Genomic DNA, 25,738 nt, shown 5'->3' on the forward strand with positions numbered 1-25,738 from the left:
AAGGACCGATGATGCTGGCCATTGGCGGGCTGTCGAAGCGGACGGGCGTCAACATCGAGACAATCCGCTACTACGAACGCGTCGGGATGCTGCCCAAGGCCCCGCGGGCGGAGAACGGACGCCGCGTCTACGACGAGGGGGACGTCGGGCGGCTCGCCTTCATCCGCCATGCCCGGGAGTTCGGCTTCGGCCTCCCGGCCATACGCTCGCTGCTTGCCCTGCAGGAACGTCCGGACATGCCCTGCGAGGCCGCGGCCGATCTCGCGCGAACGCAACTGGTCGAGGTCGAGCGACGGATCGTGCGCCTTTCCGCGCTGAAGGCCGAGCTCGCTCGGATGATCGACGCCTGCGAGGGCGGTTGCGTCTCGGAGTGCCGCGTTGTCGAGGCCCTGGCCGCGGGTTCCAACCTCCCGAACTAGGCCGAAGAGCCGCCGGGCGAAAAAGCGCTTGCTCCTGTAGCCGGTACAGCATGTACCGAGGGGCAGCGGCATTCGCAGGCGGCTGAAGTGATCCAGGAACAGGACCGTTCGCACCAGCCGCGCCCAGGCTCGTCGGCCTCGGCGAAAGCGTTCGTGCCGGCGCTCGGCATCCACGCGCTGACACGCTTCTACGACGGATTGATCCGGGGCGCACTGGCCGAGGATGCCTGGAAAGGACGGCTGGTCGAGAGGATCGCGCCGGCACCTGACGACGTGATTGTCGACCTGGGCTGCGGTACGGGCACGCTCGCAATTATGCTGAAGCAGGCTTGCAGCAGCGCTCGCGTGATCGGGATAGACCCGGACGAGGCCATGCTCGCCCCGGCGCGCGACAAGGTCCGGGCGGCCGGCATCGAGGTCGATCTCAGGCGCGGGCAGGCCGATAGGCTGCCGCTCGGCGACGGGAGCGCCACAAAGGTCGTGTCCAGCCTCGTCTTCCACCACATGCAGCAGGACACGAAGCGGGCTGCGCTCCGCGAAGCCTATCGCGTCCTCCGGCCGGGCGGGCGGTTGATCCTGGCGGATTGGGCCAAGCCGCACGACTTGCTGATGCGGCTTGCCTACCTGCCGGTCCAGATCGCCGACGGGTTTCCGAACACGCGCGACAACCTGCAGGGCTTGCTGCCCGTGCTCGTACGCGAAGCGGGCTTCGAAGGGGTCGTGGAGACGTATCGGAGGCGGACCGCGCTCGGCAGCCTCGCCTTCGTCGAGGCGACCCGGTGAGGGAGTGGCGGGCTCGGCTGGCCGCCATCCTCGCCGGCACGGGCATAGGCGCCGCCGTGGACAGCGGGACGAAGTCGGTCGCGGAGACCCTGCTCGACCCGTCGCGGACGCCGTTCATTCCGTTCGTCGATCTGAGCCTCGTCTACAATCGGGGGGTCAGCTTCAGCCTCTTCGCGACGCGAAACACGACAGAGGCGGTACTGTTGGGCGGTGTCCAGGCCGCGCTGATTCTCGCCCTGTTCGTCTGGGCATTGCGGGCGCGAGGGGGCCTGGAGGCCGTCGCGTTGACGGCGGTGCTCGCCGGCGCGGTCGGCAACCTGCTCGACCGAATTCCTGACGGGGCGGTAACCGACTTCCTGCACCTGCACGCGCTCGGCAGGTCTTTCTTCACCTTCAACCTGGCAGACGTGTGGATCTCCGCCGGGGTGGCGCTGCTGCTCGTGGATGCCCTGCGCCGGCCGACGCCGCCCAAGACCGAAGACCACCTGGCGGCACGCGACGCCTAGCCCAAACTAGCGAACGAGCGGCCCGGCAAAGGGACCGCTCCCGAGATGGGGGACACATGTTGAGGAAGCTGTCGCTGTGCGTCGTGCTCGCGCTGGCGTTGTCGGCCTGCCAGGAAGCGAAGCTCGGAGGCAGCAACCGGCATCTCGCACCCATCCCGCCGGCCACAGTCGCGCTGATGACGTCTAAGGGAGTTTCCGCCTCCGACCCCATCTTGATGCGGTCGTACAAGAAGGAAGCCGAGGTCGAGCTCTGGAAGAAGGCCGCCGACGGCAAGTACGTGCACCTGAAGACGTACCCCATCTGCCGCTGGTCCGGTCAACTCGGGCCGAAGCTGCGGGAAGGGGATCGGCAGGCGCCCGAAGGCTTCTACGACGTCACGCCCGGGGCGATGAACCCGAACTCCAGCCTCTACCTCTCGTTCAACCTGGGCTACCCGAACGAGTACGACCGCGAGCATGGCCGGACGGGCGCGCACATCATGGTCCACGGGCAGTGCTCGTCGCGCGGCTGCTACGCCATGACCGACGAGGCCATGTCCGAGGTCTACGCCCTCACGCGAGAGGCGTTCGCGTCGGGGCAGCGCTCGATCCAGTTCCAGTCCTTCCCGTTCCGCATGACCCCGGAGAACCTGGCCAAGCATCGCCGGGACCCCCACATCGCGTTCTGGCGCAATCTCAAGGAGGGCTCCGACGAGTTCGACGTCTCCGGCGAAGCGCCGCGCGTCTCGGTTGCCGGTGGCAAGTACGTCTTCAACGGCGGGCAGGCCTCCGCCGCGGCCGCGAGCAAGCGAGCGCAGGACGACCGGCAGGTTGCGGAGCTCGTCGCGAAGGGCACGCCGGCGATCCGGCTGGCCTACGAGGACGGCGGGCAGCATCCCGTCTTCCGCGAGCTCCTGAATGGCTCCTCTGCAGCGGGCGAGGGATCTTTCGCTGTGCTCGACGCCCGAGGCAGTCGGAGCAAACTCGGTGAGGTCAGCCGGCCGGACGCCTTGGCCAGCGGGCCTCGTGAGATCGTCTTGAACATCGAGCCTTCCGGTCGGGCAAAGTCTTCCAGCGCAAGCCGCGCGCAAGCTCCTGTCCAAGCCGTGCCTCCTCGGATTCTGCCGTTGCCTCGGCCTGCAGCGCTCGCGGACGCAAGGTCAAGGGACGGGGCGCTGAGGGCGCTCCGTTGAGCAACCAGGACAGATTGCCGGCTTGGTATCGCCGACAGGCACTCTGGGCTAGGCAGCGCAGGCAGCGTTGCGTCGGTTCTGCGAAATCTTCCCTTAGGCACGTTCGAGTTCCACCTGAAAATCGCATAACCCCCGGGAGGCCACCTCCCAATCACCTCCGAAGCGAGAGCCCTGACTAACCACCGAGCGGTCGGCCAATTTCGATCGCATCTTTCCTGGCGCGTTCCCCTCAGAGTCGGGTCATTGTTGGCGAGAAGTCGCGACTTTGTTGGCGTGGGTAGGAGCTAAGGTATTGACGTTGCACACTGGGCGGTTGTGGCTTATCTGTCGTGCGACACTTCGTCCGACGTGACCTCCGTTTCTCGTCCGGCCGGCAAGGAACGGAGCGCCCCCTCAGAAGGACCCGAGGCGGTGGCGTGCGTAGTCCAGTGACGTCGGGCCGCCTTGCCCCGAGCAGGTCGATGACTGGGAGGCCGATCGGCCGGACCGAGGGCCTTCCTTGCTGTCCTGCAAGCGCCGGCAGATGTTATCCGGGTCGACCTCCAGCCAGATCAGGTTGATGATCTCGCCGCGGCGGCAGCCAGTCAGGGCCATCATCTTGGCCATGTCCGCAGCCGTGGCGAACTGTTCGTCCGCCGATGCCTCGCGCAGGATTTCACCGAGCAGCCGGTACTCGTCTTCCGACAGGCGCGCATCCGTTTCTGATCGGCAGCCTTCCGGACGCCGTGCGCCGGGTTTGGTCTCGATGATTCCGTATCTCGCGCGCGTGCTGTCGGCGAGCTATCCAGTAGCGATGCCAACTGTGGACCGGGCGCGCGGGGCGGGCTGCGCAAATGCTTCGTCGATCCCGGCGGCCTGAGCGAACCCGAACTCATCCGGCTGATGGCCGACCTGCAGGAGCAGGAGTTTGAACGGCTGGGCCTCGACTTCCAATCGCTGCGGGGCCGCCGGCTCCAGCTGCGCGAGCCCTTGTCATAGGCGGCGCCCGGCGATCTCGGCGCCGAGCGAGAGCGAACGGCCTAGGGCTGCCGCGGCCTGCTCCAGGCTGGCGAGCCGCACGGGAAGATTGTCGTTGAAGATGCGCTGGACCGGCCCGGTCAGGCCGATGCTGTAGAGGATCGAGCCGTCCGCGAGGCGCACCGGGTAGCCGAGCGCGCCCAGTCCCTCGTCGATCTCGGAGACGCAGGTCCCGTAGCCCTTCTCCCGCACCGATTCGTAGTCCCTCAGGATCTTGTCGCGCTCTGTGCAGGTCTGGCTGGTCAGGACCACGAGGTCGCCCTCCAGCGCCTTCTCGATGATGCCGGGCGGCTGAAAGGCCAGGATCGCCTTCGCGGTCGCGGCCGCGTGCGGGGGCATCTGCAGGTCGGGCTGCACATAGCCGCGCCACTGGACCTCGGGCGAGACGCTGAAGACGACCCGCACCGCATGCCCGACGAGGCGCGTGAGGTAGCAGGTCTCGCCGCGCTCGGCCGCGAGCGCCTCGATCACAGGTCGGGCGAGCGTCTCGACCCAGCCTTGCTCGGCCGAGGCGTGCAGAAGCCGCACGAGCCGTTTGCCCAGAGTGTAGGGGCGGTGGCGGCCGCCGCCCTCCACCAGCCCGGCGCGCGACAGCCCGGCCAGGAGCCGGTGGGCGCTCGTCTTCGGCATGTCCAGCGCGAGGCAGACGTCGCTCATCGTCACCGCACCCGGGAAGGCGGCCACGAGTTCGAGCACGGTCATGTAGCGGTCGAGCGGGCCACCGGGCGAGGTCTCGCCGTCTCCGGTCGGCGGTGCCCCCAAAAGCGGCGAACTGCCCGAAGAAGTGCGATTGACAATCCGTTCGGTCACTTTAGTTTCCAACTGAAATCCGGAACATAGTTCCGATTATCGGAACTAGTAAGCGGATTCGCTCCTGACAGCAACGGGGAACGGGGACATGCGACAGACACGACGGGTAGTTCTTGCGGCAGCCGCCACTGTCTTCCTGGCGGGCACGGCCATGTCGTCGGCCGCGGATGGCCCGATCACGGTCGGCGCGACCGTCCCCACCACCGGCCCGCTCTCCCTCACGGGCAAGCAGTACTTCAACACGCTGACGATGGCCGAAGAGGACATCAACAAGGCCGGCGGGATCAACGGTCGTCAGCTCAAGATCGTGATCGAGGATGCCGGCGCCTCGAACAGCACGGCCGTTTCGGCCTTCGTGAAACTGGTCCAGGAGACCAAGCCGCCCTTCGCGTTCCTGACGAGCTATTCCACGCAGAACCTCGCCGTCGCTCCCGAAGTCGCAAAGGCAGGCATCCCGGTCATGTATTCGGGCGGTGCGGATGCCGTTGCCGAGAACGGCAATTCCTGGATGTTCCGCATCCGCCCCGCCGACAGCCTGGCTGGCCGCGCCATGGCGCAGTTCGCGACGGGCACGCTCAAGGCGACCAAGCCCGGCATTCTCTACATTCAGAACGATTTCGGGCAGGGCGGCGCCGCCGTCGCGCAGAAGCAGCTCGAGGAAGCCGGTCTGAAAGTCGTGGCGAGCGAGGCCTACGGCCAGAACGACAAGGACTTCTCCGCCCAACTCCTGCGGCTCCGCTCCTCGGGCGCGGATGTCGTGTTCATCTTCTGCTACCCGGCCGACGGGGCGCTGGTGCTGCGCCAGGCCAAGGCGCTCGGCCTGAAGATGCCGATCGTCGCCTCGTCCGCAGCCTTCGTGCCGGCAGCTCTTCAACTGCTCTCGGCGGCCGACCTCGACAACGTCTGGGGCGTGGTCGACGCCTTTGTCGACCCGAGCGTCGGCGGCCGCATGAAGGACTTCGCCGAGCGCTACAAGGCGAAGTTCGGCACGGATGCCGACCCGTACGGCCTCGCCTATTACGACGGCGCGATGCTGATGGCCGAAGGCATGCGCAAGGTCGGCACCGACCCGAAGGCGCTGCGCGACTGGCTCGCCGCCGTGAAGGAATGGCCCGGTATCGGGCATGCCTACACCTTCGACGCCAAGGGCAACGGCGTGCACGACCTCGCGGTGGTCAAGGCCAAGCGCGGCACCAAGGCCCTCGAGCTCGTCCAGAGCTTGAAGCTCGACTGAGCCAGACAGCGGCCGCGGGATCTCCGCGGCCGCTCTTCCTGGCGGCGCGCGGCAGAACCCGATGGCTGATCTCATCCAACTCGTCACGAACGGGCTTGCGCTCGGCAGCGTCTATGCGCTCGCCGCGATCGGCTTCGTGATCGTCTATTCCGCAACCGGCGTCGTGAACTTCGCCGCCGGCCAGTTCGTGATGCTCGGCACCTTTGCCGGCGTCACCACCCTCGTGACTCTCGGCCTGCCCATGCCCGTCGGCTATGCCGGGGCGGTGGCGCTCATGGCCCTGTTCGGGCTCCTGTTCTACGCCGCCGTCTACCTGCCGCTCAGCCGCAGCCCGGTCGTCACGATCATCATCGGGACGGTCGCGATCGGCATCACGCTGCAGAACGCGGCGCTTCTCACCTTCGGCTCCTGGCCCGTCCGCCTGACCTCGCCCGTCGAGGACATGATCGTGGAGGTGGCCGGCGCCGTGATCCCGCTCCATGCGATCGCCGTCGTGGTCGCGACCGCGGTGCTGATCGGGCTCCTGTGGCTGCTCCTCAACAAGACGGCGCTGGGCATCGCCATGCGGGCGGTCGCGCAGGATGTGCGGGCCGCCAAGCTGATGGGCCTGCGCGTCAACGTGCTTCTCGCCTTCACCTGGGTGCTGGCCGCCGTGCTCGCGGGCATCGCCGGCCTGATGCTCGGCCCGATGTGGTTCGCGGACGTCAACATGGGCGACCCGATCGCGCTGAAAGCCTTCGCGGCCACCATCATCGGCGGCTTCGGCAGCCTCCCCGGCGCGATCGCGGGCGGCCTGTTCGTCGGCCTCGCCGAGGTTCTCGGCGCCTCGTACATCTCCTCCGCCTACAAGGACCTGATCGCCTTCGGGGCCATGATCCTGTTCCTGCTCGTGCGTCCCCAGGGCGTGTTCGGCGAGCGCATCCAGGATCGGGGCTGAGCACCATGCGCTCCTCGCTCCCCCTCGTCGCGGTCCTGCTGCTTGCGGGCTTCGTCCTGTCCTTCACGGCGTCCGAATACACGCTGCGTCTCCTCAACATGGCCGTCATCGCGTCCGTCGCGGTGGTCGGGCTCAACTTCGCCTTCGGCTATGCTGGCCTGATCTCGCTCGGCCACGCCGCCTTCGTCGGGCTCGGCGCCTACACGCTGGCCATCCTCACCACGCAGGCCGGCTGGTCGCCCTGGCTCGCCGCCATTCCGGCGATCCTGGGCACGGGCCTCGTCGCGGCGGCGCTCGGCTATCCGCTGCTGCGCCTCAAGGGGCATTACCTGGCGCTCGCGACCCTCGGCCTGAATGTCAGCTTCAGCATCGTGGCCGCGAACTGGATCGAGGTCACGGGCGGCACGAACGGCATCGCCCGGATTCCCGGCCTGAGCATCCTCGGCCACGACCTGAAGGACGAGCGCTCCTTCCTGTGGTTCGGCCTGGCGGTTCTCGCCGTCCTGTCCGTCCTGGCGCTCGCCATCCACGGCTCGCGCATCGGCCGGGCCATGATGGCGGTGCGCGACGACGAGACCGCGGCGGCCATGACCGGGATCAACGTCACGGGGGTCAGCGTCTCCGCCTTCGCGCTCTCCGCGATCTATGCGGCCGTGGCAGGCTGCCTGTTCGCCACCCACGTCCATTTCGTCTCGCCAGACGATTTCAGCTACGCGCATTCGATCACGCATCTCGCCATGCTGATCGTCGGCGGCGAGGCCACCGTCGCGGGCGCGATCATCGGCGCGACCCTTCTCACCTTCCTGCCCGAGTGGTTCCGCATCTTCGGAGACGGCTACCTCGCCTTCTTCGGCCTGATGATGCTGGCCATCCTCGTCTTCCTGCCCACGGGCATCATGGGGCTGCTGCGGCGCTGGCGCCGGGCTCCCCGCCCCGGCACGGCGCCTCACGGAGCGGCGCGGTCATGAGTGCACTCCAGGCAACCGGCATCACCAAGCGCTTCGGCGGGCTCCTGGCGCTCTCCGAGGTCGACCTGACCGTCGATCCGGGCGAGTTCGTCGCCCTGATCGGCCCGAACGGCGCAGGGAAATCGACGCTGCTCAACGTCCTCACGGGCCTGTCCGCACCCACGACCGGGCGCATCGCGCTCGACGGCCGCGACATCACCCGGCTTTCGACGCACGACCGCATCCGCGCCGGGCTCGGGCGCACGTTCCAGCACGGGCGCCTCTTCGAACGCCTCAGCGTGATCGAGAACGTCATGGTCGGCGCTGCCAATCGGAAGGGCCGGAGCGAGGCCGAGCTGCGCAGCACGGCGTTCGCGCAGCTGCGGCGCATGGGGCTGGAGCGCTTCGCCGACCAGCCGATCTCGGCCCTGACCTATGGCAACCGCCGCATGGTCGAGCTGACCCGCGTCCTGGCCTGCGAGCCTCGCGTGCTGCTGCTCGACGAGCCCGCCGCCGGCCTGAATACCGGCGAGGTGGAGGACCTCATGGCGCGGCTTCGCGCCATCCGGGCTCAGGACAAGATCGCGATCGTGCTGATCGAGCACAACATGGGCATGGTCATGCGGCTCGCCGAGCGCGTGGTCGTGCTGAACTTCGGCGTGAAGATCGCCGAGGGTACGCCGGCCGAGGTGCAGGCCGACCCGGCGGTCCTGTCCGCCTATCTCGGCGAGGGGGCAGCGCATGCTCGCCATTGACAACCTGACGGTCGCCTATGGCGAGATCGTCGCCCTGCACGGCGTGTCGCTGAAGGTCGAGGCGGGCGAGACCGTGGCTCTGATCGGCGCCAACGGGGCCGGCAAGACCACGCTTCTGCAGACCATCTCCGGGCTCAATCCCGTGCGGGGCGGCGACATCCGCTTCGCCGGCGCCTCCATTGCCGGCGCGTCCTGCGACCGCCGGGTGCGGATGGGCATCGCCCACGCGCCGGAAGGCCGGCGCATCTTCCCCGGACTCACGGTCGAGGAGAACCTGATCATCGGCACCGCTCCATGGCGGCGTGCCGGCGCCTCCTATGCGGACGAGCTGGCCTTCGTGGTCGACCTGTTCCCCCGCCTGAAGGAGCGGCGGAAGCAGCTCGGCTGGTCGCTCTCCGGCGGAGAGCAGCAGATGCTGGCGATCGGGCGCGCCCTCATGGCCAAGCCGAAGCTCCTGCTGCTCGACGAGCCGTCGCTCGGCCTCGCGCCGCGTCTCGCCGAAGAGGTGTACGAGCGCGTGAGCCGGATCCGGACGAGCGGCCTGACGATCCTCGTCGTCGAGCAGAACACGGTGCTGGCGCTGGCCGTGGCGGATCGCGGCTACGTGCTCGAGACCGGCCGGGTCGTCCTGGAAGGCTCGGCCGCCGACCTCAGGACCAGTCCCCGCGTGCGCGAAGCCTATCTCGGCCGCTGAGGCCAGGAGAAGAGTGATGACCTACCCAGATCCCGCCTCCCGCTCCAAGGCGGCGCATGACCGGGCGCGTGCGAGCCTGCCGGGCGGCAACACGCGCACGACCGTGTTCATGAAGCCGTACCAGATCTACGCGGAGCGCGGCGAGGGCTGCCGCGTGATCGACCTCGACGGCGTCGCGCGCATCGACTGCATCAACAACTTCACCTCCCTGATCCACGGCCACGCCCATCCGGCTCTCGTGGAGGCCGCCTGCGCGCAGATGCGGCTCGGCAGCGCCCCCGGCCTGCCGACGCTGTCGGAGATCGACCTCGCGGAGCTGCTGTGCGGGCGCGTCGCGTCCGTGGACCGGATCCGGTTCAGCAATTCCGGCACGGAAGCGGTGATGAACGCCCTGAAGGCCGCCCGTGCCTTCACGGGGCGGCCGAAGATCGCGAAATGCGAGGGCGCCTATCACGGCTCCTACGACTATGCGGAGGTGAGCCTCGAGACCCGCCCGGAGACCTGGACCCAGGGCCCACCGGCTTCGGTCCCCTACGCCAAGGGCACGCCGCAGGGCGTGCTCGACGATGTCGTCACGCTCCCCTTCAACGATATCGACGGCGCCGTCAGCCTGATCCGCGCGCACGGCGCCGACCTCGCCTGCGTGCTCGTCGACCCCATGCCGAACCGCGCCGGCCTCGTTCCCGCCGACCGCGCCTATCTCCAGGCCCTGCGCGAGGCGACCCGGGAGGTCGGTGCGCTGCTGGTGTTCGACGAGGTGATCAGCTTCCGGCTCGGCTATGGCGGCGCGCAGCCGTTCTGGGGCGTCGAGGCGGACCTGACGACCTTCGGCAAGATCATGGGCGGCGGCTTCCCCGTCGGGGCGACCGGCGGACGGGCCGACGTGATGGCCGTGTTCGACCCGAGCGAGGGCAAGCCGGCGCTGCCGGCCGGCGGCACCTTCTCGGCCAATCCCGTGACCATGCGGGCCGGGCTCGCCGCCATGGAGCTTCTCGACCACGCCGCGTTCGAGCGCCTCGACGCCATGGGCGAGAAAATCCGCGCCGGCGTGGACGAGGCTTTCCGCAAGGCGGGCGTTCCCGGCTGTGCGACCGGCAAGGGCTCGCTCCTGAAGATCCACTTCACGGACCGCCCGGTGCGCGACTACCGCTCCGCCCATCTCGGGGCCGCCGAGGCGCAGCGCCAGGCGGCCTTCTTCCGCGCCCTCCTCAACGAGGGGGTGCTGATGGCGAGCTACGGCCTGATGGCGCTTTCCACGCCGATGACCGACGATGACCTGGACGCCATTCTGGCGGCCGTCGCGGCGGGTCTCGAGGCCGCCAAAGCCGCCTGATCGCAACCTATCCGGCCCTGCCAGGGGCCCCTGTCACCATCCAGAGATCGTCATGACGCGCGCCGTCGATCCCATCACGCGTTCGGTCGTCGAGCACCGGCTGTCCTCCATCGTGGCCGAGATGGGGGAGGCCATGCTGCGGACCTCCTATTCGCAGATCCTGAACTCCAGCCGCGATTTCTCGATCGGCATCACGGATACCCAGGGGCGGCTTGTCGCCCAGGCGGACCACATCCCGGTCCATGTCGGCGCGCTGCCCTGGGCCACGAAGGCCGTCGAGGAGCGGTTCAAGGATGTCGTGCCGGGCGACGTGATCCTGATGAACGACCCGTATCACGGCGGCTCCCACCTCCCAGATCTCACGGCCTTTGTTCCAGTTTTCGACGGCGATGTACGCCTGTTCTGGACGATCGTGCGGGCCCACCAGAGCGACATCGGAGGCTCCACCTACGGCGCCTACAACCCCGATGCCCGCGACATCTGGACGGAAGGCCTGCGCGTGCCGCCGGTCCGCCTCTACGAGGCGGGCAAGCTGCGCGACGACCTGCTCGACCTCCTCGCGCTGAATACCCGCATCGCTCACGATTTCCGCGGCGACCTCGCCGCGATGGTCGGGGCCGCGCGCCTCGGCGAGCGCCGGATACTGAAGCTGTTTGGGGAGTTCAGCGGCCCCGTGGTCGTCCAGGCCGTCGAGGGACTCTTCGATGCCGCCGAGGCGCGCAGCCGCGCTATCATCTCGACCTGGAAGGACGGTGTCTTCGAAGGAGAAGCCTTCCTGGACGACGACGGGCACGGCCGCGAGAACATCCGCATCGCCGCCCGGGTCACGGTGCGCGGCACCGATGTCGAGATCGACCTCTCCGATTCCGACCCGCAGACGACCAGCTTCGTGAACTCCTCGCACGCCAATATGCAGTCGGCCTGCGTGATGGCGATCGCCTATCTGCTCGATCCCGACATCCCGAAGAATGCCGGGGCGTTCCGGCCGGTGACCGTGAAGGCGCGCGAGGGCACGATCGTGTGGGCCGAGCCCGGCCGACCCGTCACGATGTGCACGAGCCATCCCTCCGACGAGATCGTCGAGGCGATCGTCAAGGCGCTCGCCGCATCCTGCCCGGATCGCGCGATGGCTGGATGGGGCCGGCGCTTCCGCATCGCCCTGCAGGGCGAGGACCCGCGCACCGGCCGCAGCTTCATCTGGCACATGTTCCACGCCCGCCCCGGAGGCGGAGCATCGCCCGCCGGCGACGGCTGGTCCTCCGCCGGCGAGTGGCACACCGTCGGCGGGCTGAAGTTCGGAAGCGTCGAATTCGCCGAGGTGCGCTTCCCGCTTCACTTCCGCCGGCACGAGTTCCTGCCGGATTCGGGCGGGGAGGGGCAGTTCCGGGGGGGGCTCGGGGCGGCGCTCGACCTCGTCGTCGAGACGGAGAAGCCGGCGCTGGCCAATACGGCCGGCGACGGTGCTCGGTACGGCGCCTGCGGCATGCTCGGCGGGAAGGACGCCCCTCCGCACCGCTACATGCTGCTGTCCGAGGGACGCGAGCCGCGCATGCTCAAGACGAAGGAAACCAGCATCCCGGTGCGCTCCGGCGACGTGTTCGAGGTCCGGTCTGGCGGCGGCGGCGGCTGGGGTCCGCCCGAGAAGCGCGATCCCGCCGCACGCGAGCGCGACCTGCGCGAGGGCTTTGTGACGGCGAAGGGAGCCGGCCAGTGACGTCTTTGAGGATCGGGATCGATGTGGGGGGGACCTTCACGGATCTCGTCGCGGTCGATGAGGACGGCCGCACTGTCTTCGCCAAGTCGCCGTCGACGCCGGCCGACCAATCGATTGGCGTGCTGGCCGGCCTGGAGGAACTGGCGCGGAGGCTGGACCTGAGCCTGCGCGACATGCTCGCCCGTACGGAGCGGATCGTCCACGGCACCACGGTCGCCACCAACGCGCTGCTCGAGCGCAAGGGCGCGAAGGTGGCCCTCCTCACGACGGAGGGCCATCGCGACGTGCTGGAAATGCGGGAGGGGCTGAAGGACGACCGCTACGACCTTCGCTCCCCGCCCAAGCCCCCGCTGGTGCCGCGGAGCCTTCGCATCGGTGTCCGCGAGCGGCTGCGCGCCGACGGCTCCGTGCTGATCCCGCTCGATGATGCTTCCCTGGCGGATGCGATCGAACAGGTGCGGGCTTCTGGCGCGACTTCGGTCGCAGTCTGTTATCTGCACTCGTATCGCAACCCGGCCCACGAGATCGCGACCGTGGAGCGCCTCGCGCGCGAGCTGCCCGATCTCTATGTCGCGCGCTCGTCCGACGTCCTGCCGCAGATCAAGGAATACGAGCGCGTCTCGACCACCGTCGTGAACGCCTATGTTGGGCCAGCTGTCCGACGGTACCTGACCAATCTCGAGCGGCGCCTGCGCGAGAGCGGGCTGGCCGGGAGCCTCTTCATCATCCTCTCCCATGGCGGCATGGCGCCGGTCGAGGAGGCGGGCCGGCTGGCCGCTGCGACTGTGCTCTCCGGTCCCGCGGGCGGCGTCGCGGGCGCGCGGCGCTGCGCTGAGATGCTCGGGATCGCGGACCTGATCCCGTTCGACGTCGGCGGCACCTCGACTGACATTTCGCTGATCGCGAACGGCCAGGCAGCCCTGTCGGGCGCCCGCGGGCTTGCGGGCGAGCGCATCGCGCTCCGGTCTCTCGACATCGCCTCCGTCGCGGCGGGCGGCGGCTCGCTCGCGCAATACGAGGGCGGCCGGTTCCGGGTCGGCCCGGAGAGCGCCGGCGCGGTTCCGGGTCCGGCCTGCTACGGCGGGGGCGGCACGCTTCCGGCCGTGACGGACGCCAACCTGCTTCTCGGCTATCTCGACGCGTCCACCTTCCTCGGCGGCCGCAAGGCGCTGGACCTCGGGGCCGCCGAGCGCGTCGTGGACGAGTTCTCCGCCCGGCTCGGCATGTCGCGCGACGAGACGGCGCTCGGCATCCATCGGCTGATCAACCTGCAGATGGCTGACGGGATCCGACTGATGACGCTCCGTCGGGGCGTGGATCCGCGCAAGTTCGCCCTCCTCTCCTTTGGCGGCGCGGCGGGTATCCATGCCGTCGAGGTGGCGCGCGAGCTGGAGATCCCGCGCGTGATCGTCCCGACCGTCGCCTCCGTCCTGTCGGCCTGGGGCATGCTGGCGAGCGACCTGCGTTACGAGGTCAGCCAGACCCATGCGGGAGCGGGCGCGACCATCGACGATGTCGGCATGAGACGGATCTTCGCCGACCTGGAAGAGCGAGCGACCGCGCGCCTGCGCGAGTGGTTCGCCGGGCCCATCCGGATCGAGCGCTCGGCCGAGATGCGCTACGGCGAGCAGGTCTTCGAGGTCGATGTCCCGCTGGACGAGGTCGCCTGGGACGCGCCGGATCTCGTCGCCCGGGTACACGAGCGCTTCCACGCGCGGCACGAGGAGCTCTTCACCTACGCCTCGCGCGACCAGGAGGTCGTCTTCGTCAATGCCCGGGTCGCGGCGGTCGGCGTGGTCCCATCCGCCGGCGGAGACCTCGTGGTGACGCAGCCGATGACGGCTCCCGCGGTGACGGAGCGGCGCGCCTTCTTCGACGGCTGGCGCTCGGTCCCGGTCTACCGCATCGAGTCCCTGCAACCCGGAGCGGCCGTCTCCGGCCCAGCCATTTTCGAGGCGGAGACCACGACCGTGCTCGCCGGCGAGGGTGATCGCGTCACGGTGAACCGGTATGGCTGGCTCGACATTGCGCTTCGGGGCTGAGCCACTCCATCCAGGCACACTCGCGCTGGTACCCGGCTTTCCGTGTCTGCTCTTGAACCCTAACTGGGCGAAGAGCACCTCGATCTTCTTGCGTTCGCGCTGCGAGGCGCTGGCCGGACTGAGCGGGTTCGCGGCGATCTGCGCGGCCGGGATCGGCCGGCCGTCGATCCCGCCGGAGCGCCTGCTCGGGCGCTGCTGCTTCAGGCCCTCTACGGCATCCGGTCGGAACGTCAGATGGTGGAGCCGGAAATGCTCGTTGCCCTCGGTGCGCATGAGATGGACGGCCAGATCCGGCGCCGCCTCGCTGGGAGGCTTTGAGGATCATAGTGAGGTCGAAAGTCCAAGCGCTCGGAGCAGGCAGTCCCGTATGGTCCGGATATCTCCGGCTGCCTCGTGGAACTCCGCTCCTATCTCGTCCGAGACGGGAAGGGCACCGATGTGAGCGAGGCGTGCGAGCTGGTTAAGGTTGCTCACGAGCCTTGAATTGCTCAGCAAGGCGAGCGCCTGCCGGTCCTCAATCGGGAGGCCAGGCCTTCGGATGCGCGGGGCGAACCGCCCAGCAGCTTCGCCGTAGGACGCGAGCGGAGCGCCGTTCGCCTCCCGGCCGAGCTGAACCCGTTCGTCCTCAGTCACCGGAAGCTGAGAGGCCGCGTCGCCGGTCGTCTCGCGGACCAATCCAACGTCCTTCAAGACCGAATCGGCGACATTGAAGGACTCTTCCGCGCTCATGGGTGCGGTCCGAGATCAAGGACCGTGCTCTGCTTGAGATACGTGCCCCACTGGTCGAGAAACATCGAACAGCTCGTTCGAGGTTTCGACATCAAGGTGCACCACCGGCATCCGAAGCCGCGAATGCCGGAGCTGGGCTCGGCCCCGGCGGGGGATCGACTCGTCCGGACCGGCCTTCCGGGCGACGGTGCGGATCGCCTCATCGTTCGCCGTCATGCCCTCGCGCATGAGCCGTCCGAGCCGCCCGGCGCTTTCCGCTTCGCGCGAGAGCGCCTCATGCCGTTCGGCCTCCGGCCCGGTGCCGGGCTTGCAGGCGACCTCTGCAGGGATCGGTACGCGGGAGGAAGCCTCGGCGCGGCGTAAGCGCACGCGGTGCCGGGAGGCGAGCTGTTCGAGGACCGATCCCGCCCCGCCGTTCCGGTGCGCCGCGCCGCCGTCTCACTGGATCGGCGCCACCACCTTGTCGTTCTTGAAGTCGTTCGCGCTCAGTTTCTTCGAGACGAGCCCCTCGGCATGGTACGTGTCGAGCATCGCCTGGATTGCCTGGAAGTCGGGCGAGGCGTCCGGCCGGCGCGCGAAGTCGTTCTCCTTGAGGAGGTAAGTGTCGAGCACCGGCACCGGCACCTTCATGATCTCGGAGACGACCTTCATGGTCTGCTCGCGGTTCTCCAGCGCCTTCTTCATGCCGAGCGTGAGGTCCTTCACGTACATCCGGGCGAGTTCGGGCTTCTGCGCGAGGAAGTCCTTCCGGCAGGCCTCCAGGATGTGGACGATGTTCGGCAGGGCCTCCGAGAGCGAGAAGAGCTTGCGGATGCCGCCCTTGGCCTCCGCGCGCGCCGCGAAGGGCTGGTTCATGTTCACCGCGTCCACCCGGCCCTGGCGCAGCGCGTCCTCGGCGAGCGGGAAGGTGACCTCCACGAGCTTGATGTCCTTGTTGGGATCGAGGCCGGCCTTCTTCAGCATGAGATTGAAGGGACCTTGCGTGCCGCCGTTGATGATCGAGATCCCGACGGTCTTGCCCTTGAGGTCGGCGACCGTCTTGATCGGGCTGTCCTCCTTGACGGCCCAGTAGACCGAGAAGGAGCCCGGCTTCTCGCCGACATGCTGCGCGACGATGTCGACGGACAGTGTGCCGGCGGCCGTGCCCTGCGCGATCGGAAGCACGCCCTGCGTGCCGCAATCGATCGCGCCCGCCGCGAGCGCCTGGCTGATGGCAGATGTGCCCTGGAACTGCGACCACTCGATCCTGTACCCCTTGCCGAGGTCGGGGAACTCGGTCGGGCGGCGCATCATCGTGTACTTGCCCTCCTCGGCCGGGATCGTGAATCCGACCCGGATCGTGGGCACCTCCTGGGCCACGGCCGCCGCCGAGGCGGCAAGGCCGGTCGCAAGCGACAGCATCAACACGCGCGCGATCATCTTGTGGTCCCCTTCAGCATGCCGGGCTTGATGCCCCTCGCCTCCGCTCCGCGCATCAGATGACAGCCGCGCCGCCGCTTCAAGCAACAATTTGAAGCCTGAAGCATCCCGCGCAGGCAGCGCAGCCTCACGGCTCCGGCCAGGGCCGCTGCTCGCCGCGCATCCGCTCGAAGGCGGCCGAGAGCCGCAGCACGCCGATATCGTCGAAGCGGCGTCCCGCGATCTGGAGGCCGATCGGCAGGCCGGATGCCGTGTAGCCGGCATTCACGGAAGCGGCGGGCTGCTCCGAGAAATTGTACGGCACCGTGAAGCAGATATGCTCGAACGGCCGGTCCGGGTCGTCGATGGGCGAGGCGAGCTCGGCCGGGTAGGAGGCGCAGGGCGCGACGGGCGACAGGACGAAGTCGAAGCCTTCCGTCGCCCGCAGCGTGGCGTCCCGGATCGCGCCCATCTGGCTCAGCCCGCGATAGAGCTCGGCGCCGGAGATGTCCCGTCCTCCCTCCGCCCAGCGCAGGATATAGGGCAGGATCTTCGCCTGCTGCGCCTCCGCGAGCGGCGCGATGTCGGCCCAGGCGCGCTGCCGCCAGAAGATGTCGAGCCCGTCCAGCATCTCGCGCGTCAGGAACGGCGCGACCGGCTCCACGATCGCGCCCGCAGCCTCGAAGAGCCGTGCTGCTCCTTCGATGCAGGCCCGGACCTCCGGCGCCACCTCCATGCCGATCCCGGCATCGAGCTGAAGCCCGATGCGCAGGCCTTTCGGGTCGATCTCGAGCGCCTCCCAGGCGATCTCGGCCGGCGGCAGGCTCATGCCGTCCCGCGGGTCGGGCCGGGACAGCTCGCGCATCATCAGCGCGGCATCGGCCGCCGTTCGGGTCATGGGCCCCGCGACGCGGCCCCAATAGGGCGGGTCGACCGGGACCCGGCCGAAGCTCGGCTTCAGGCCGAACACGCCGCACCATCCCGCGGGCAGCCGGATCGAGCCCCCGATATCCGTCCCGACATGGAGCGGGCCATAGCCGGCGGCCGCCGCCGCCCCGGCGCCGGAGGAGGATCCGCCGGGATTCCGGGACGTGTCCCAGGGGTTCCGGGTGAGCGGGTGGAAGCTCGACAATCCGGAGGACAGCATGCCGTAATCCGGCATGGTCGTCTTGGCCAGGATCACCGCGCCGGCCTCGCGGAGCCGCGCCGCTGCCGGCGCATCGTCGGAGGCCGCGGCAAGCTCGCGCGCCGCCGTGCCGAGCGGCATCGGGGCGCCCCTGGTGGCGATGTTCTCCTTGATCGTGACCGGCACGCCGTCCAGCGCGCGCGCCTCGCCGCGGCGCCAGCGCTCGGCCGAATCGCGGGCCGTCGCGAGCGCCTCCTCCGGACGGTAGTGGTAGAGGGCCGCGATCTTCGGCTCCCAGGCCGTGATGCGGGCGATCACCGCCTCGGCGACCTCTACGGGGGTGAAGTCTCCCGCGCGGAAGCCGCGCAGAAGCTCCGTCGCGTTGAGGTCGGCGAGATCGGTCAAGGCGTGTCTCCGGGCGGCAGGGCAGGGTCTCGCTAGCACGACCGATGCCGGGCGCGACACCGCAGTGCGGCCCGGCAGGGCCGGGCTACGGCCTTGCCATGGCCGGATCGAAGCCGCATATGACGCGCGGGAGGTTGGCGGGGGACGTTTCACTCGCCAACCGGGTCAGGTCCGGAAGGAAGCAGCCCTAACGAGACCGAGCGGGTCTCTGTCCAGCCTCCCAACCTGCGCCGCCCATCCCAATCTGTGCCGGGCGAGTTGCAGCCGGCCCGGGCCCGGCGCAGAAACGTCTCATGACCGACATTCCCGGCGGCGATGCCGCGCCATACAGGCCGGAGGCGGACGAGCCGAGCTTTCTCGGCCTCGCCGGGCTGCCCGACGCACCGGCGCCCTACCGCGTTCTCGCCCGCAAGTACCGACCGCAAACCTTCGCGGACCTGATCGGCCAGGAGGCGATGGTCCGCACCGTCTCCAACGCCTTCGCGACCAACCGCATTCCCCAGGCCTGGATGCTGACCGGCGTGCGCGGGGTCGGCAAGACGACCACCGCACGCATCCTGGCACGCGCGCTGAACTACGAGGTCCCAGGAAAGGTCGGCGCGCCCACGGTCGAGATGCCGGAGCTCGGCACCCATTGCCGGGCCATCATGGAATCGCGCCATATCGACGTGCTCGAGATGGACGCGGCCTCGCATACCGGGGTCGAGAACATCCGCCAGATCACGGATGCGGTGCGCTATGCCCCGGCCCAGGCGCGCTACAAGGTCTACATCATCGACGAAGTGCACATGCTGTCGACGGCGGCGTTCAACGCCTTCCTGAAGACCCTGGAGGAGCCGCCGCCGCACGCGAAATTCGTCTTCGCCACGACCGAGATCCGCAAGGTCCCGGTCACGATCCTGTCCCGCTGCCAGCGCTTCGACCTGCGCCGCGTCGATTCGGCGACGCTGGTCGCGCATCTCGACCGCATCTGCCGGGCCGAGGACGTGACCGCCGAGCCCGATGCGCTGGCCACGATCGCGCGCGCGGCGGAAGGCTCGGTCCGCGACGCACTCTCGCTGCTGGACCAGGCCGTGGCTCACGGAGCCGGGACGGTATCGGCCGAGGCCGTCCGCGACATGCTCGGCCTCGCCGACCGCAACCAGGTGATCGACCTTTTCGAAGCGGTGATGCGTGGTGACGTGCCCCGGACCTTCGCGATCCTGCGGTCCGGCTGGGAGGCGGGCGCGGATCCGGCGCAGATCCTCGCCGATCTGGCGACCTTCACGCACCTGGTCACCCGCATGAAGCTGGCGCCGGACGCGGCGAAGGACCCCGCCCTGACCGAGGCCGAGCGTACGCGCGGTGCCCAGTTCGCAAAAGCGCTCTCGGTCCGGACGCTGTCGCGGGCGTGGCAGATCCTGTCCAAGGCCGTCCCGGAGGTCGGGGCCTCGCAGCGTCCGCTGGCCGCGGCCGAGATGGCGCTCGTGCGCCTCGCCTATGCGGCGGACCTGCCGACCCCGGACGAGGCGCTGCGCCAGCTGCAATCGGGCCAGCCGCTCTCCGCGCCGCGATCGTCGCCGCCTCCGGCCAGCCACGCCATCGGGAACGGCGGAGGCGGGAGTGCGGCCTTGGCCGTCGCGTCCATGCCGGCCGCGGCGCCGCGGCCGGAGCCGGAGGGTATCACGCTCCGCCGCTTCGAGGACGTCGTCGCGATGGCCGGCGAACGGCGCGAGATCGCTCTGAAGACCGCTCTGGAGCACGATGTCCGCCCCGTCGCCTTCGAGGACGGACGTGTCGAGCTGTCGCTGGTCGAGGGTGCTTCCCCGACCCTGCCGCACGAACTCGGACGGGCTCTGAACGCCTGGACCGGACGACGCTGGGTCGTCACCGTCTCCTCCGCGTCCGGCGGCCCGACCATCGCCGAGCAGCGCGAGGCGCGCGAGCGCGAGCGCCGGCACGACGCCCTCTCGCATCCGCTCGTCCAGGCCGTGCTGAGCTCCTTCCCGGGAGCCGAGATCGTGGACGTGCGCGATCGAGGCCCCCCGCCGGAGCCGGAGGCGGCTGCCGCCGCGCCGGCGCCGGACGAGCCCGAGACCGACGAACTCTGAAGGATCGCCGATGAAAGACATCATGGGGCTCATGAAGCAGGCCCAGGGCCTGCAGCAGAAGATGGCCGACATGCAGGCCGAGCTCGAGACGCTCGAGGTCGAGGGCACGTCCGGCGGCGGCGTCGTGAAGGTGGTCGCGACCGCGAAGGGCCAGGTGAAGAACGTCTCCATCGACCCCTCGCTCATGCTGCCGGACGAGAAGGAGGTGCTCGAGGATCTCCTCGTCGCCGCCCTCAATGACGCGCGCGGCCGCGGCGAGCGGCTCATGCAGGAGCGCATGGCCGACCTGACCAGGGGGCTTCCGCTTCCGCCCGGCCTGAAGCTCTTCTGAGGCGGCATGGCCCAGGCCGTCGCCGGGCCCGAGATCGAGCGGCTGATCCAGCTCCTGGCGCGCCTGCCGGGGCTCGGTCCCCGCTCGGCCCGCCGGGCCGCCCTCCACCTCATCGCCAAGCGCGAGCAGCTGCTCGGGCCGCTCAGCGAGGCCATGCGCGTCGCCAACGAGCGCATCGTCGTGTGCGAGACCTGCGGCAACGTCGATACCAGCGATCCCTGCACCATCTGCCGCGATCCTGGCCGCGACTCTTCGATCATCGTGGTGGTGGAGGGCGTGTCGGATCTGTGGGCGCTCGAGCGCGCCGGCGCGCTACGCGCCAGGTACCATGTTCTCGGCGGGGTGCTGTCGGCGCTGGACGGCGTCCGGCCCGAACATCTGAACGTCGACGCGCTCGTGAAACGGGCGGCGGAGCCCGGCGTCCGGGAGATCATTCTGGCCCTGAACGCGACGGTCGACGGGCAGACCACCGCCCATTACCTGACCGATCTCGTCAGCCACCTGCCCGTCCGCGTGACGCGCCTCGCGCATGGCGTCCCGGTCGGCGGCGAGCTCGATTATCTGGACGAGGGCACGCTCTCGGCCGCGCTCCGGCAGCGCACGGCGTTCTAAGCGGGTTTGACGAGGCCGTTTGACCCCCTTTCCGCCACACCCTATCTGCCTGCCATGGCCATCCGCCCGCTCGTCATCCTGCCCGACCGCAAGCTGCGCCTCGTCTCCGAGCCGGTCGGCCCGATCACGGACGAGGTGAAGGCGCTCGCCGCCGACATGCTGGAGACGATGTACGACGCGCCCGGGATCGGGCTCGCGGCGATCCAGATCGGCGTGCCCAAGCGGATCGTCGTGATCGATCTCGCCAAGAACCCCGAGGAGCGCAGCCCCATGGTGCTCGTCGATCCCGAGATCACCTGGATCTCCGAGGAGAAGCGGGTGCACGAGGAGGGCTGCCTGTCGATTCCCGAATATTACGAGGAGGTCGAGCGGCCGGATCGGATCCGGGTGCGCTACCGCGATCTCGCCGGCGAGACGGTCGAGACGGAGGCAGATGGCATCCTCGCCACCTGCATCCAGCATGAGGTCGATCATCTCAATGGCGTGCTGTTCGTGGATTACCTCTCGCGGCTGAAGCGGTCGCGGGTCCTGAAGAAGTTCGAGAAGGCGGCGAAGCGCGAATCCGAGGACGCATGACGCTCCGCGTCGCCTTCATGGGCACGCCGGATTTCGCCGTGCCCACGCTCGAGGCGATCGCGGCGAAGCACGAGCTCGTCGCGGTCTATACGCGCCCACCCGCCATGTCCGGCCGCGGGCTCAAGACAAGGCCGTCGCCGGTTCATGCGGCCGCCGAGCGGCTCGCGCTCCGGGTCGAGACCCCGGCGCGGCTGCGGGACGAGGGCGCGGCTCCGAAGCTCGCGGCGTGTCGGCCGGACGTGGCGGTCGTGGTCGCCTACGGGCTCATCCTGCCGGCGGCGATCCTCCGGGTGCCGCGGCTCGGCTGCCTCAATCTCCACGCCTCCCTGCTGCCGCGCTGGCGGGGGGCCGCTCCGATCCAGCGCGCCGTGATGGCGGGCGACCGGGAGACAGGGGTCGCGGTGATGCGCATGGAGGAAGGACTGGATACCGGGCCGGTCGCCATGGTGGAGCGCGTGGCGATCGGCGCCGACATGACGGCCGGCGAGCTGCACGACGAACTCGCGATCCGCGGCGCGGCCCTGATGGCGCGCGCGCTCGACGAACTCGAAGCCGGCGTCCTCGCTTTCACGCCGCAGCCCGAGACGGGCGTGACCTACGCGGCCAAGATCACGAACGAGGAGGCGCGGATCGACTGGTCGCGACCGGCAAAGGCGGTCCACGATCATGTCCGCGGTCTCTCGCCTTTTCCGGGCGCCTTCTTCGAGGCCGATCTCGGCAGGGGGGCCGAGCGCGTCAAGGTCCTCCGGACTGCGCTCGCCGAGAGCTCGGGCGAGCCGGGAACGCTTCTCGCCGGCGAGACGGTGGCCTGCGGCGGGGGCACCGCAGTGCGGCTTCTTCAGGTCCAGCGCGCCGGCCGGGGCCCGACGAGCGCCGCCGACTTCCTCCGCGGCGTGCGGCTGGAGCCCGGCGCCCGCCTGAGCTGATCATGCCTCGTTACAAGCTCGTCATCGAGTATGACGGTACGCCCTTCGCGGGCTGGCAGCGCCAGGCGAATGCCCTGTCCGTCCAGCAGGTCGTGGAGGAGGCGATCCGGCGTTTTGCGGGCGAGGATGTCCGGATCCAATGCGCCGGGCGCACCGATGCCGGCGTCCATGCCACCGGGCAGGTCGCGCATATGGATCTGTCACGGACCTGGCGCACGGATACGATTCGCGATGCGCTGAATGCGCATCTAAAGCCCCGGCCCGTCGCCATCCTGTGGGCCGAAGAGGTGCCGGACCGGTTCAACGCCCGGATGTCGGCCGTGAAGCGGCATTACCGCTACCGCATCCTGAACCGGCGGGCGCCTCCGGCCATCGAGCGCAACGCGGTCTGGCACGTGCCCTGGCCGCTCGATGCGGGGCGGATGGAGGAGGCCGCGCAGGTGCTCGTCGGCCGGCACGATTTCACGACCTTTCGGGCCTCGGAATGCCAGGCCGCTTCGCCCGTGCGCACGCTCGACCGGTTCGACGTCCGCCGCGAGGGCGACCTCATCACGGTCGAGGCCTCGGCGCGCTCCTTCCTGCACAGCCAGGTGCGCTCGATGGTCGGCACGATCGTCCAGGCCGGCAACGGCCGCTGGTCGGTCGAGGACGTCAGGCGGGCGCTCGACGCACGACGGCGTTCGGCCTGCGCTCCGCTCGCGCCGCCCCAGGGTCTCGCGCTGATCGGCGTGGATTACCCGGACGAACTACCCGATCGCCGTGCGGAGCACGCCGTGGATCACGACCTGCAGGGACAGTCCGAGCAGGGCGACCGCGCCCGCCAGGGCTGAGCTCACGCCCAGCGTGACCTTGGCGGCGAACCATTGCGCCTCCAGCACGATCGCCCCGAAGGCGAGGGTCAAGAGCGCCACCAGGCCGCGCGGTTCGAGCCCCATCAGGAACAGGGCGGCCGGAGCCGCGAGAGCCAGGCTGCCGAAAACGGCGATCCAGTTGGTCGCGATCGCGAAGGCGGCATAGCGCGGAGCGAGCGGGCCGCGGCGGAGTGCGTAGGCCATTGCGACCTGCAGGGCCGCGAGGCTCGCCAGATGCGCCGCTGCGACCACGCAAAGTAGGGCAGGGCGATCGAAGACGGCCAGTCCCTCTATGTCGAGACCGAGGCCGCGGCGCTCGAGCGCCACCGTCACGACGAGGGCCGGAATCGTGAACGCAAAGGCCGCGAAGGAGCGGACGAGGCCCTCGCGGCTGATGTCGAAGGCGGAGAGCGCGTCCGGCTGCCTCGATACGAGCGCGGCCGTCCCGCGGAGAGAACGACCGACCTCTTCCACCGTTACCATGGCGACCTCGCAAGCGGCGTGGAGGCCCGACCTCGGTGTTTCCGTCCGCAGGCAGCCTACGACTTTGGTCGCATTACGCGCAAGTGCCTCGGGAGTTTCGGGGCGGCAGGTAGCTTTCGATGATGCGCCCATAGATGCGAGCGAGGCTCTCCAGATCGCGGACGGCTACGTTCTCGTCGACCGCGTGCATCGTCTGGCCGACGAGCCCGAACTCGACGACCGGGCAGTAGCGGCGGATGAAGCGGGCGTCCGAGGTGCCGCCGGTCGTGGACAGCTCGGGGCTGAGGCCCGTCTCCGCCCTGATCGCGCCCGAGACCAGATGCACGAAGTCGTCCGGCTCGGTCACGAAGGCGACGGCGTTGGTCGGATCGAAGGTGAGCGCGAACCTGGCCTCCTCACAAGCGGTCGCAACCCGCCTCCCGATCTCGGCGGCGAGCGTCTCCGGGGTCCAGAGATCGTTGAAGCGGATGTTGAACACCGCCTTCGCCTCGGCCGGGATCACGTTCGTCGCGGGGTTGGCGACGTCCACGGTCGTGAATTCGAGATTGGAGGCGTCGAACCGCTCCGTGCCCCGGTCGAGCGGGGGATCGGTCAGCGCCGCGATGACCCGGCCCAGCACCGGGATCGGGTTGAGCGCCAGGTGCGGATAGGCGACATGGCCCTGCCGGCCCTTGACCGCGAGCCGCCCGGTCAGGGACCCGCGGCGGCCGATCTTCATCATCTCGCCGAGCCGGTTCGGATTCGTCGGCTCCCCGAGCACGCAATGGTCGAAGCGCTCGCCGCGCTCCTTTGCCCAGGCGAGAAGCTTGACCGTGCCGTTCACGGCCGGTCCTTCCTCGTCACCGGTCAGCAGGAAGGCGAGGGAGCCCTCCGCCGGCGGGCCATGCCGGTCGAGGTGAGCGAGCGCCGCCGCGAGCATGGCCGCGATGCCGCCCTTCATGTCGGCCGCGCCTCGACCGTAGAGGCGTCCGTCGGCGACCTCGCCGGCGAATGGCGGGTGGGTCCAGGAGCCCTCCTGTCCCGGAGGCACAACGTCGGTATGGCCGGCGAAGACGAGGCAGGGCGCACCGCGCCCGATCCGGGCATAGAGGTTGCGGATCTCGGGCTGGCCCGGCTCCGAGAAGGCGGGCGTATGGACCTCGAAACCAGCCCGTTCGAGCAGGCCGGCGACATAGGTCAGCGCGCCCGCGTCCTCCGGGGTGACCGAAGGGCAGCGGATCAGGGCCTGTGCGATCGCGAGAGCGGTTTCAGGCGCTGGCTGCAAGGTGAAGCTCGATGTGGTCCGGTGGAGCCGCCCGCAGGGTCGGCTCGTCGTGCAGTGCCGCCACGCACAGGATCAGGGACGGCTCGTTGCCTGCGAAGACCGGAATGAGCAGGCGCGTGAAATACTTGCTCCTGCCGCCGACGATCGGATGGTCGCGCGTGACATGGGGCAGGCCGAGGCGATGCACATGGGCGAAGCCCGCGAGGCAGGAGCGGTAATAGGCGGAATCGAGGAGATCCCCGAAGGCCACGCCGTTCAGGTCTCCGGCGGGGCTCGAATCGGAGAAGGCGGATCCGTAGAAGGCGAAACGGAAATCCCCGAACCGCCGGGCCGGCTGCACGATCGCCAGATTGTCCGCGATCGCCTCGAAATCCTCCGGCGTGAAGTTGCGCCCCGTGATGCGCCCCTCCGTCGTCAGGCTCTCGGCGAGGGCGCGGAGGCTTGCGAACAGCGTGACCTCGTCATCCATCCGATAGGGTTCGAGCCACTCCTTGTCCGCCACGCTCGGTCCCCCCGCCCTGCTCTCTGCAACTGCCGATCGGTCCGCAGCTTTAGGGTGCGTTTTCCGCCCTACAAGCCGTACT

At 69.3% G+C, this 25,738-nt stretch carries 25 protein-coding genes, 1 other RNA gene and 2 pseudogenes; 20 read left to right on the forward strand and 8 right to left on the reverse strand.

The window, feature by feature from the left end:
* The first annotated feature begins 11 nt into the window (after positions 1–11).
* The 4 genes from HJG44_RS16250 to HJG44_RS16265 all read left to right on the forward strand — a co-directional run bounded on the left by HJG44_RS16250 (position 12) and on the right by HJG44_RS16265 (position 2,880).
* Positions 12–419, forward strand: a complete 408-nt coding sequence (locus HJG44_RS16250; protein WP_171219568.1) for a MerR family transcriptional regulator — start codon at positions 12–14, stop codon at positions 417–419.
* Positions 420–506: 87 nt separating this feature from the next.
* Positions 507–1,202 (forward strand): methyltransferase domain-containing protein, encoded by a 696-nt coding sequence (locus HJG44_RS16255; protein WP_171219380.1) that lies wholly within the window; start codon positions 507–509, stop codon positions 1,200–1,202.
* Positions 1,199–1,708, forward strand: coding sequence for a signal peptidase II (gene lspA / locus HJG44_RS16260; protein ID WP_346767186.1), 510 nt, complete (start codon positions 1,199–1,201; stop codon positions 1,706–1,708). Before HJG44_RS16255 ends, lspA begins: the two co-directional genes overlap by 4 nt.
* A gap of 56 nt (positions 1,709–1,764) precedes the next feature.
* Positions 1,765–2,880, forward strand: coding sequence for a L,D-transpeptidase family protein (locus HJG44_RS16265; RefSeq protein WP_246736285.1), 1,116 nt, complete (start codon positions 1,765–1,767; stop codon positions 2,878–2,880).
* Between the two features lie 393 nt (positions 2,881–3,273).
* Here the strand turns inward: HJG44_RS16265 and HJG44_RS16270 are convergent, their stop codons facing one another.
* Positions 3,274–3,486 (reverse strand): site-specific integrase, encoded by a 213-nt coding sequence (locus tag HJG44_RS16270; RefSeq protein ID WP_171219381.1) that lies wholly within the window; start codon positions 3,484–3,486, stop codon positions 3,274–3,276.
* Between the two features lie 201 nt (positions 3,487–3,687).
* On the opposite strand from HJG44_RS16270, the pseudogene HJG44_RS16275 reads away from it, so the two are divergent.
* Positions 3,688–3,858 (forward strand): annotated as a pseudogene (locus HJG44_RS16275) (nucleotide kinase domain-containing protein); the annotation flags it as partial.
* Here the strand turns inward: HJG44_RS16275 and HJG44_RS16280 are convergent.
* The gene (locus HJG44_RS16280; protein WP_171219382.1) at positions 3,853–4,707 is read right to left on the reverse strand and encodes an IclR family transcriptional regulator domain-containing protein; all 855 of its coding nucleotides are present in this window, start codon (positions 4,705–4,707) and stop codon (positions 3,853–3,855) included. The pseudogene HJG44_RS16275 and the gene HJG44_RS16280 sit on opposite strands and share 6 nt — an antisense overlap.
* Positions 4,708–4,795: 88 nt before the next feature.
* Here HJG44_RS16280 and HJG44_RS16285 point away from each other — a divergent pair, with 88 nt between their 5' ends.
* The 8 genes from HJG44_RS16285 (at position 4,796) to HJG44_RS16320 (ending at position 14,363) form a co-directional block, all read left to right on the forward strand.
* Entirely contained in the window at positions 4,796–5,941 is a 1,146-nt protein-coding gene (locus tag HJG44_RS16285) for an ABC transporter substrate-binding protein (RefSeq protein WP_171219383.1), read from the forward strand.
* A gap of 61 nt (positions 5,942–6,002) precedes the next feature.
* On the forward strand, positions 6,003–6,878 hold the full coding sequence (locus HJG44_RS16290; protein ID WP_171219384.1) for a branched-chain amino acid ABC transporter permease: 876 nt from the start codon (positions 6,003–6,005) through the stop codon (positions 6,876–6,878).
* A 5-nt stretch (positions 6,879–6,883) separates the two neighbouring features.
* Positions 6,884–7,846, forward strand: coding sequence for a branched-chain amino acid ABC transporter permease (locus HJG44_RS16295; RefSeq protein ID WP_171219385.1), 963 nt, complete (start codon positions 6,884–6,886; stop codon positions 7,844–7,846).
* On the forward strand, positions 7,843–8,580 hold the full coding sequence (locus HJG44_RS16300) for an ABC transporter ATP-binding protein (RefSeq protein WP_171219386.1): 738 nt from the start codon (positions 7,843–7,845) through the stop codon (positions 8,578–8,580). Before HJG44_RS16295 ends, HJG44_RS16300 begins: the two co-directional genes overlap by 4 nt.
* Entirely contained in the window at positions 8,567–9,274 is a 708-nt protein-coding gene (locus HJG44_RS16305; protein ID WP_171219387.1) for an ABC transporter ATP-binding protein, read from the forward strand. Before HJG44_RS16300 ends, HJG44_RS16305 begins: the two co-directional genes overlap by 14 nt.
* Before the next feature lie 16 nt (positions 9,275–9,290).
* Positions 9,291–10,607, forward strand: a complete 1,317-nt coding sequence (locus HJG44_RS16310) for an aspartate aminotransferase family protein (protein WP_171219388.1) — start codon at positions 9,291–9,293, stop codon at positions 10,605–10,607.
* A 52-nt stretch (positions 10,608–10,659) separates the two neighbouring features.
* Positions 10,660–12,321: a hydantoinase B/oxoprolinase family protein gene (locus HJG44_RS16315; protein ID WP_171219389.1), complete on the forward strand. Its 1,662-nt coding sequence runs from the start codon at positions 10,660–10,662 to the stop codon at positions 12,319–12,321.
* Positions 12,318–14,363: a hydantoinase/oxoprolinase family protein gene (locus HJG44_RS16320; RefSeq protein WP_171219390.1), complete on the forward strand. Its 2,046-nt coding sequence runs from the start codon at positions 12,318–12,320 to the stop codon at positions 14,361–14,363. Before HJG44_RS16315 ends, HJG44_RS16320 begins: the two co-directional genes overlap by 4 nt.
* A gap of 321 nt (positions 14,364–14,684) precedes the next feature.
* On the opposite strand, the gene HJG44_RS16325 is transcribed toward HJG44_RS16320, so the two are convergent.
* The 3 genes from HJG44_RS16325 to HJG44_RS16335 form a co-directional block, all read right to left on the reverse strand.
* Positions 14,685–15,092: a hypothetical protein gene (locus HJG44_RS16325; protein ID WP_171219391.1), complete on the reverse strand. Its 408-nt coding sequence runs from the start codon at positions 15,090–15,092 to the stop codon at positions 14,685–14,687.
* Positions 15,093–15,530: 438 nt separating this feature from the next.
* Positions 15,531–16,511 carry an ABC transporter substrate-binding protein gene (locus HJG44_RS16330; protein ID WP_171219392.1) on the reverse strand — a complete coding sequence of 327 codons (981 nt, stop codon included), beginning with the start codon at positions 16,509–16,511 and terminating at the stop codon, positions 15,531–15,533.
* 127 nt (positions 16,512–16,638) lie between these two features.
* Complete coding sequence (locus HJG44_RS16335; protein WP_171219393.1) at positions 16,639–18,021, reverse strand: amidase; 1,383 nt, start codon at positions 18,019–18,021, stop codon at positions 16,639–16,641.
* A 128-nt stretch (positions 18,022–18,149) separates the two neighbouring features.
* Here HJG44_RS16335 and ffs point away from each other — a divergent pair.
* From ffs to truA, 7 genes and pseudogenes are all read left to right on the forward strand, one after another.
* Positions 18,150–18,246: signal recognition particle sRNA small type (gene ffs, locus HJG44_RS16340), an RNA gene on the forward strand.
* A 68-nt stretch (positions 18,247–18,314) separates the two neighbouring features.
* On the forward strand, positions 18,315–20,111 hold the full coding sequence (locus tag HJG44_RS16345) for a DNA polymerase III subunit gamma/tau (RefSeq protein WP_171219394.1): 1,797 nt from the start codon (positions 18,315–18,317) through the stop codon (positions 20,109–20,111).
* 10 nt (positions 20,112–20,121) lie between these two features.
* Positions 20,122–20,442: a YbaB/EbfC family nucleoid-associated protein gene (locus tag HJG44_RS16350; protein ID WP_171219395.1), complete on the forward strand. Its 321-nt coding sequence runs from the start codon at positions 20,122–20,124 to the stop codon at positions 20,440–20,442.
* Between the two features lie 6 nt (positions 20,443–20,448).
* Positions 20,449–21,054, forward strand: a complete 606-nt coding sequence (gene recR, locus HJG44_RS16355; RefSeq protein ID WP_171219396.1) for a recombination mediator RecR — start codon at positions 20,449–20,451, stop codon at positions 21,052–21,054.
* 54 nt (positions 21,055–21,108) lie between these two features.
* Positions 21,109–21,630 carry a peptide deformylase gene (locus HJG44_RS16360; RefSeq protein ID WP_171219397.1) on the forward strand — a complete coding sequence of 174 codons (522 nt, stop codon included), beginning with the start codon at positions 21,109–21,111 and terminating at the stop codon, positions 21,628–21,630.
* On the forward strand, positions 21,627–22,556 hold the full coding sequence (gene fmt, locus HJG44_RS16365; protein ID WP_171219398.1) for a methionyl-tRNA formyltransferase: 930 nt from the start codon (positions 21,627–21,629) through the stop codon (positions 22,554–22,556). The genes HJG44_RS16360 and fmt overlap by 4 nt, the downstream gene beginning before the upstream one ends.
* Before the next feature lie 2 nt (positions 22,557–22,558).
* A pseudogene (gene truA / locus HJG44_RS16370) lies at positions 22,559–23,308 on the forward strand (tRNA pseudouridine(38-40) synthase TruA); the annotation flags it as partial.
* On the opposite strand, the gene HJG44_RS16375 reads toward truA, so the two are convergent.
* The 3 genes from HJG44_RS16375 to HJG44_RS16385 all read right to left on the reverse strand — a co-directional run bounded on the left by HJG44_RS16375 (position 23,303) and on the right by HJG44_RS16385 (position 25,656).
* Positions 23,303–23,890, reverse strand: a complete 588-nt coding sequence (locus tag HJG44_RS16375) for a hypothetical protein (RefSeq protein WP_171219400.1) — start codon at positions 23,888–23,890, stop codon at positions 23,303–23,305. The pseudogene truA and the gene HJG44_RS16375 overlap by 6 nt on opposite strands.
* A 73-nt stretch (positions 23,891–23,963) precedes the next feature.
* Positions 23,964–25,154, reverse strand: a complete 1,191-nt coding sequence (gene dapE, locus HJG44_RS16380) for a succinyl-diaminopimelate desuccinylase (RefSeq protein WP_171219401.1) — start codon at positions 25,152–25,154, stop codon at positions 23,964–23,966.
* The gene (locus HJG44_RS16385) at positions 25,138–25,656 is read right to left on the reverse strand and encodes a hypothetical protein (protein WP_171219402.1); all 519 of its coding nucleotides are present in this window, start codon (positions 25,654–25,656) and stop codon (positions 25,138–25,140) included. The genes dapE and HJG44_RS16385 overlap by 17 nt, the downstream gene beginning before the upstream one ends.
* Positions 25,657–25,738: the final 82 nt, after the last annotated feature.

The sequence above is a fragment of the Enterovirga aerilata genome (assembly GCF_013044135.1).
Classification (GTDB): Bacteria; Pseudomonadota; Alphaproteobacteria; order Rhizobiales; family Beijerinckiaceae; genus Enterovirga; species Enterovirga aerilata.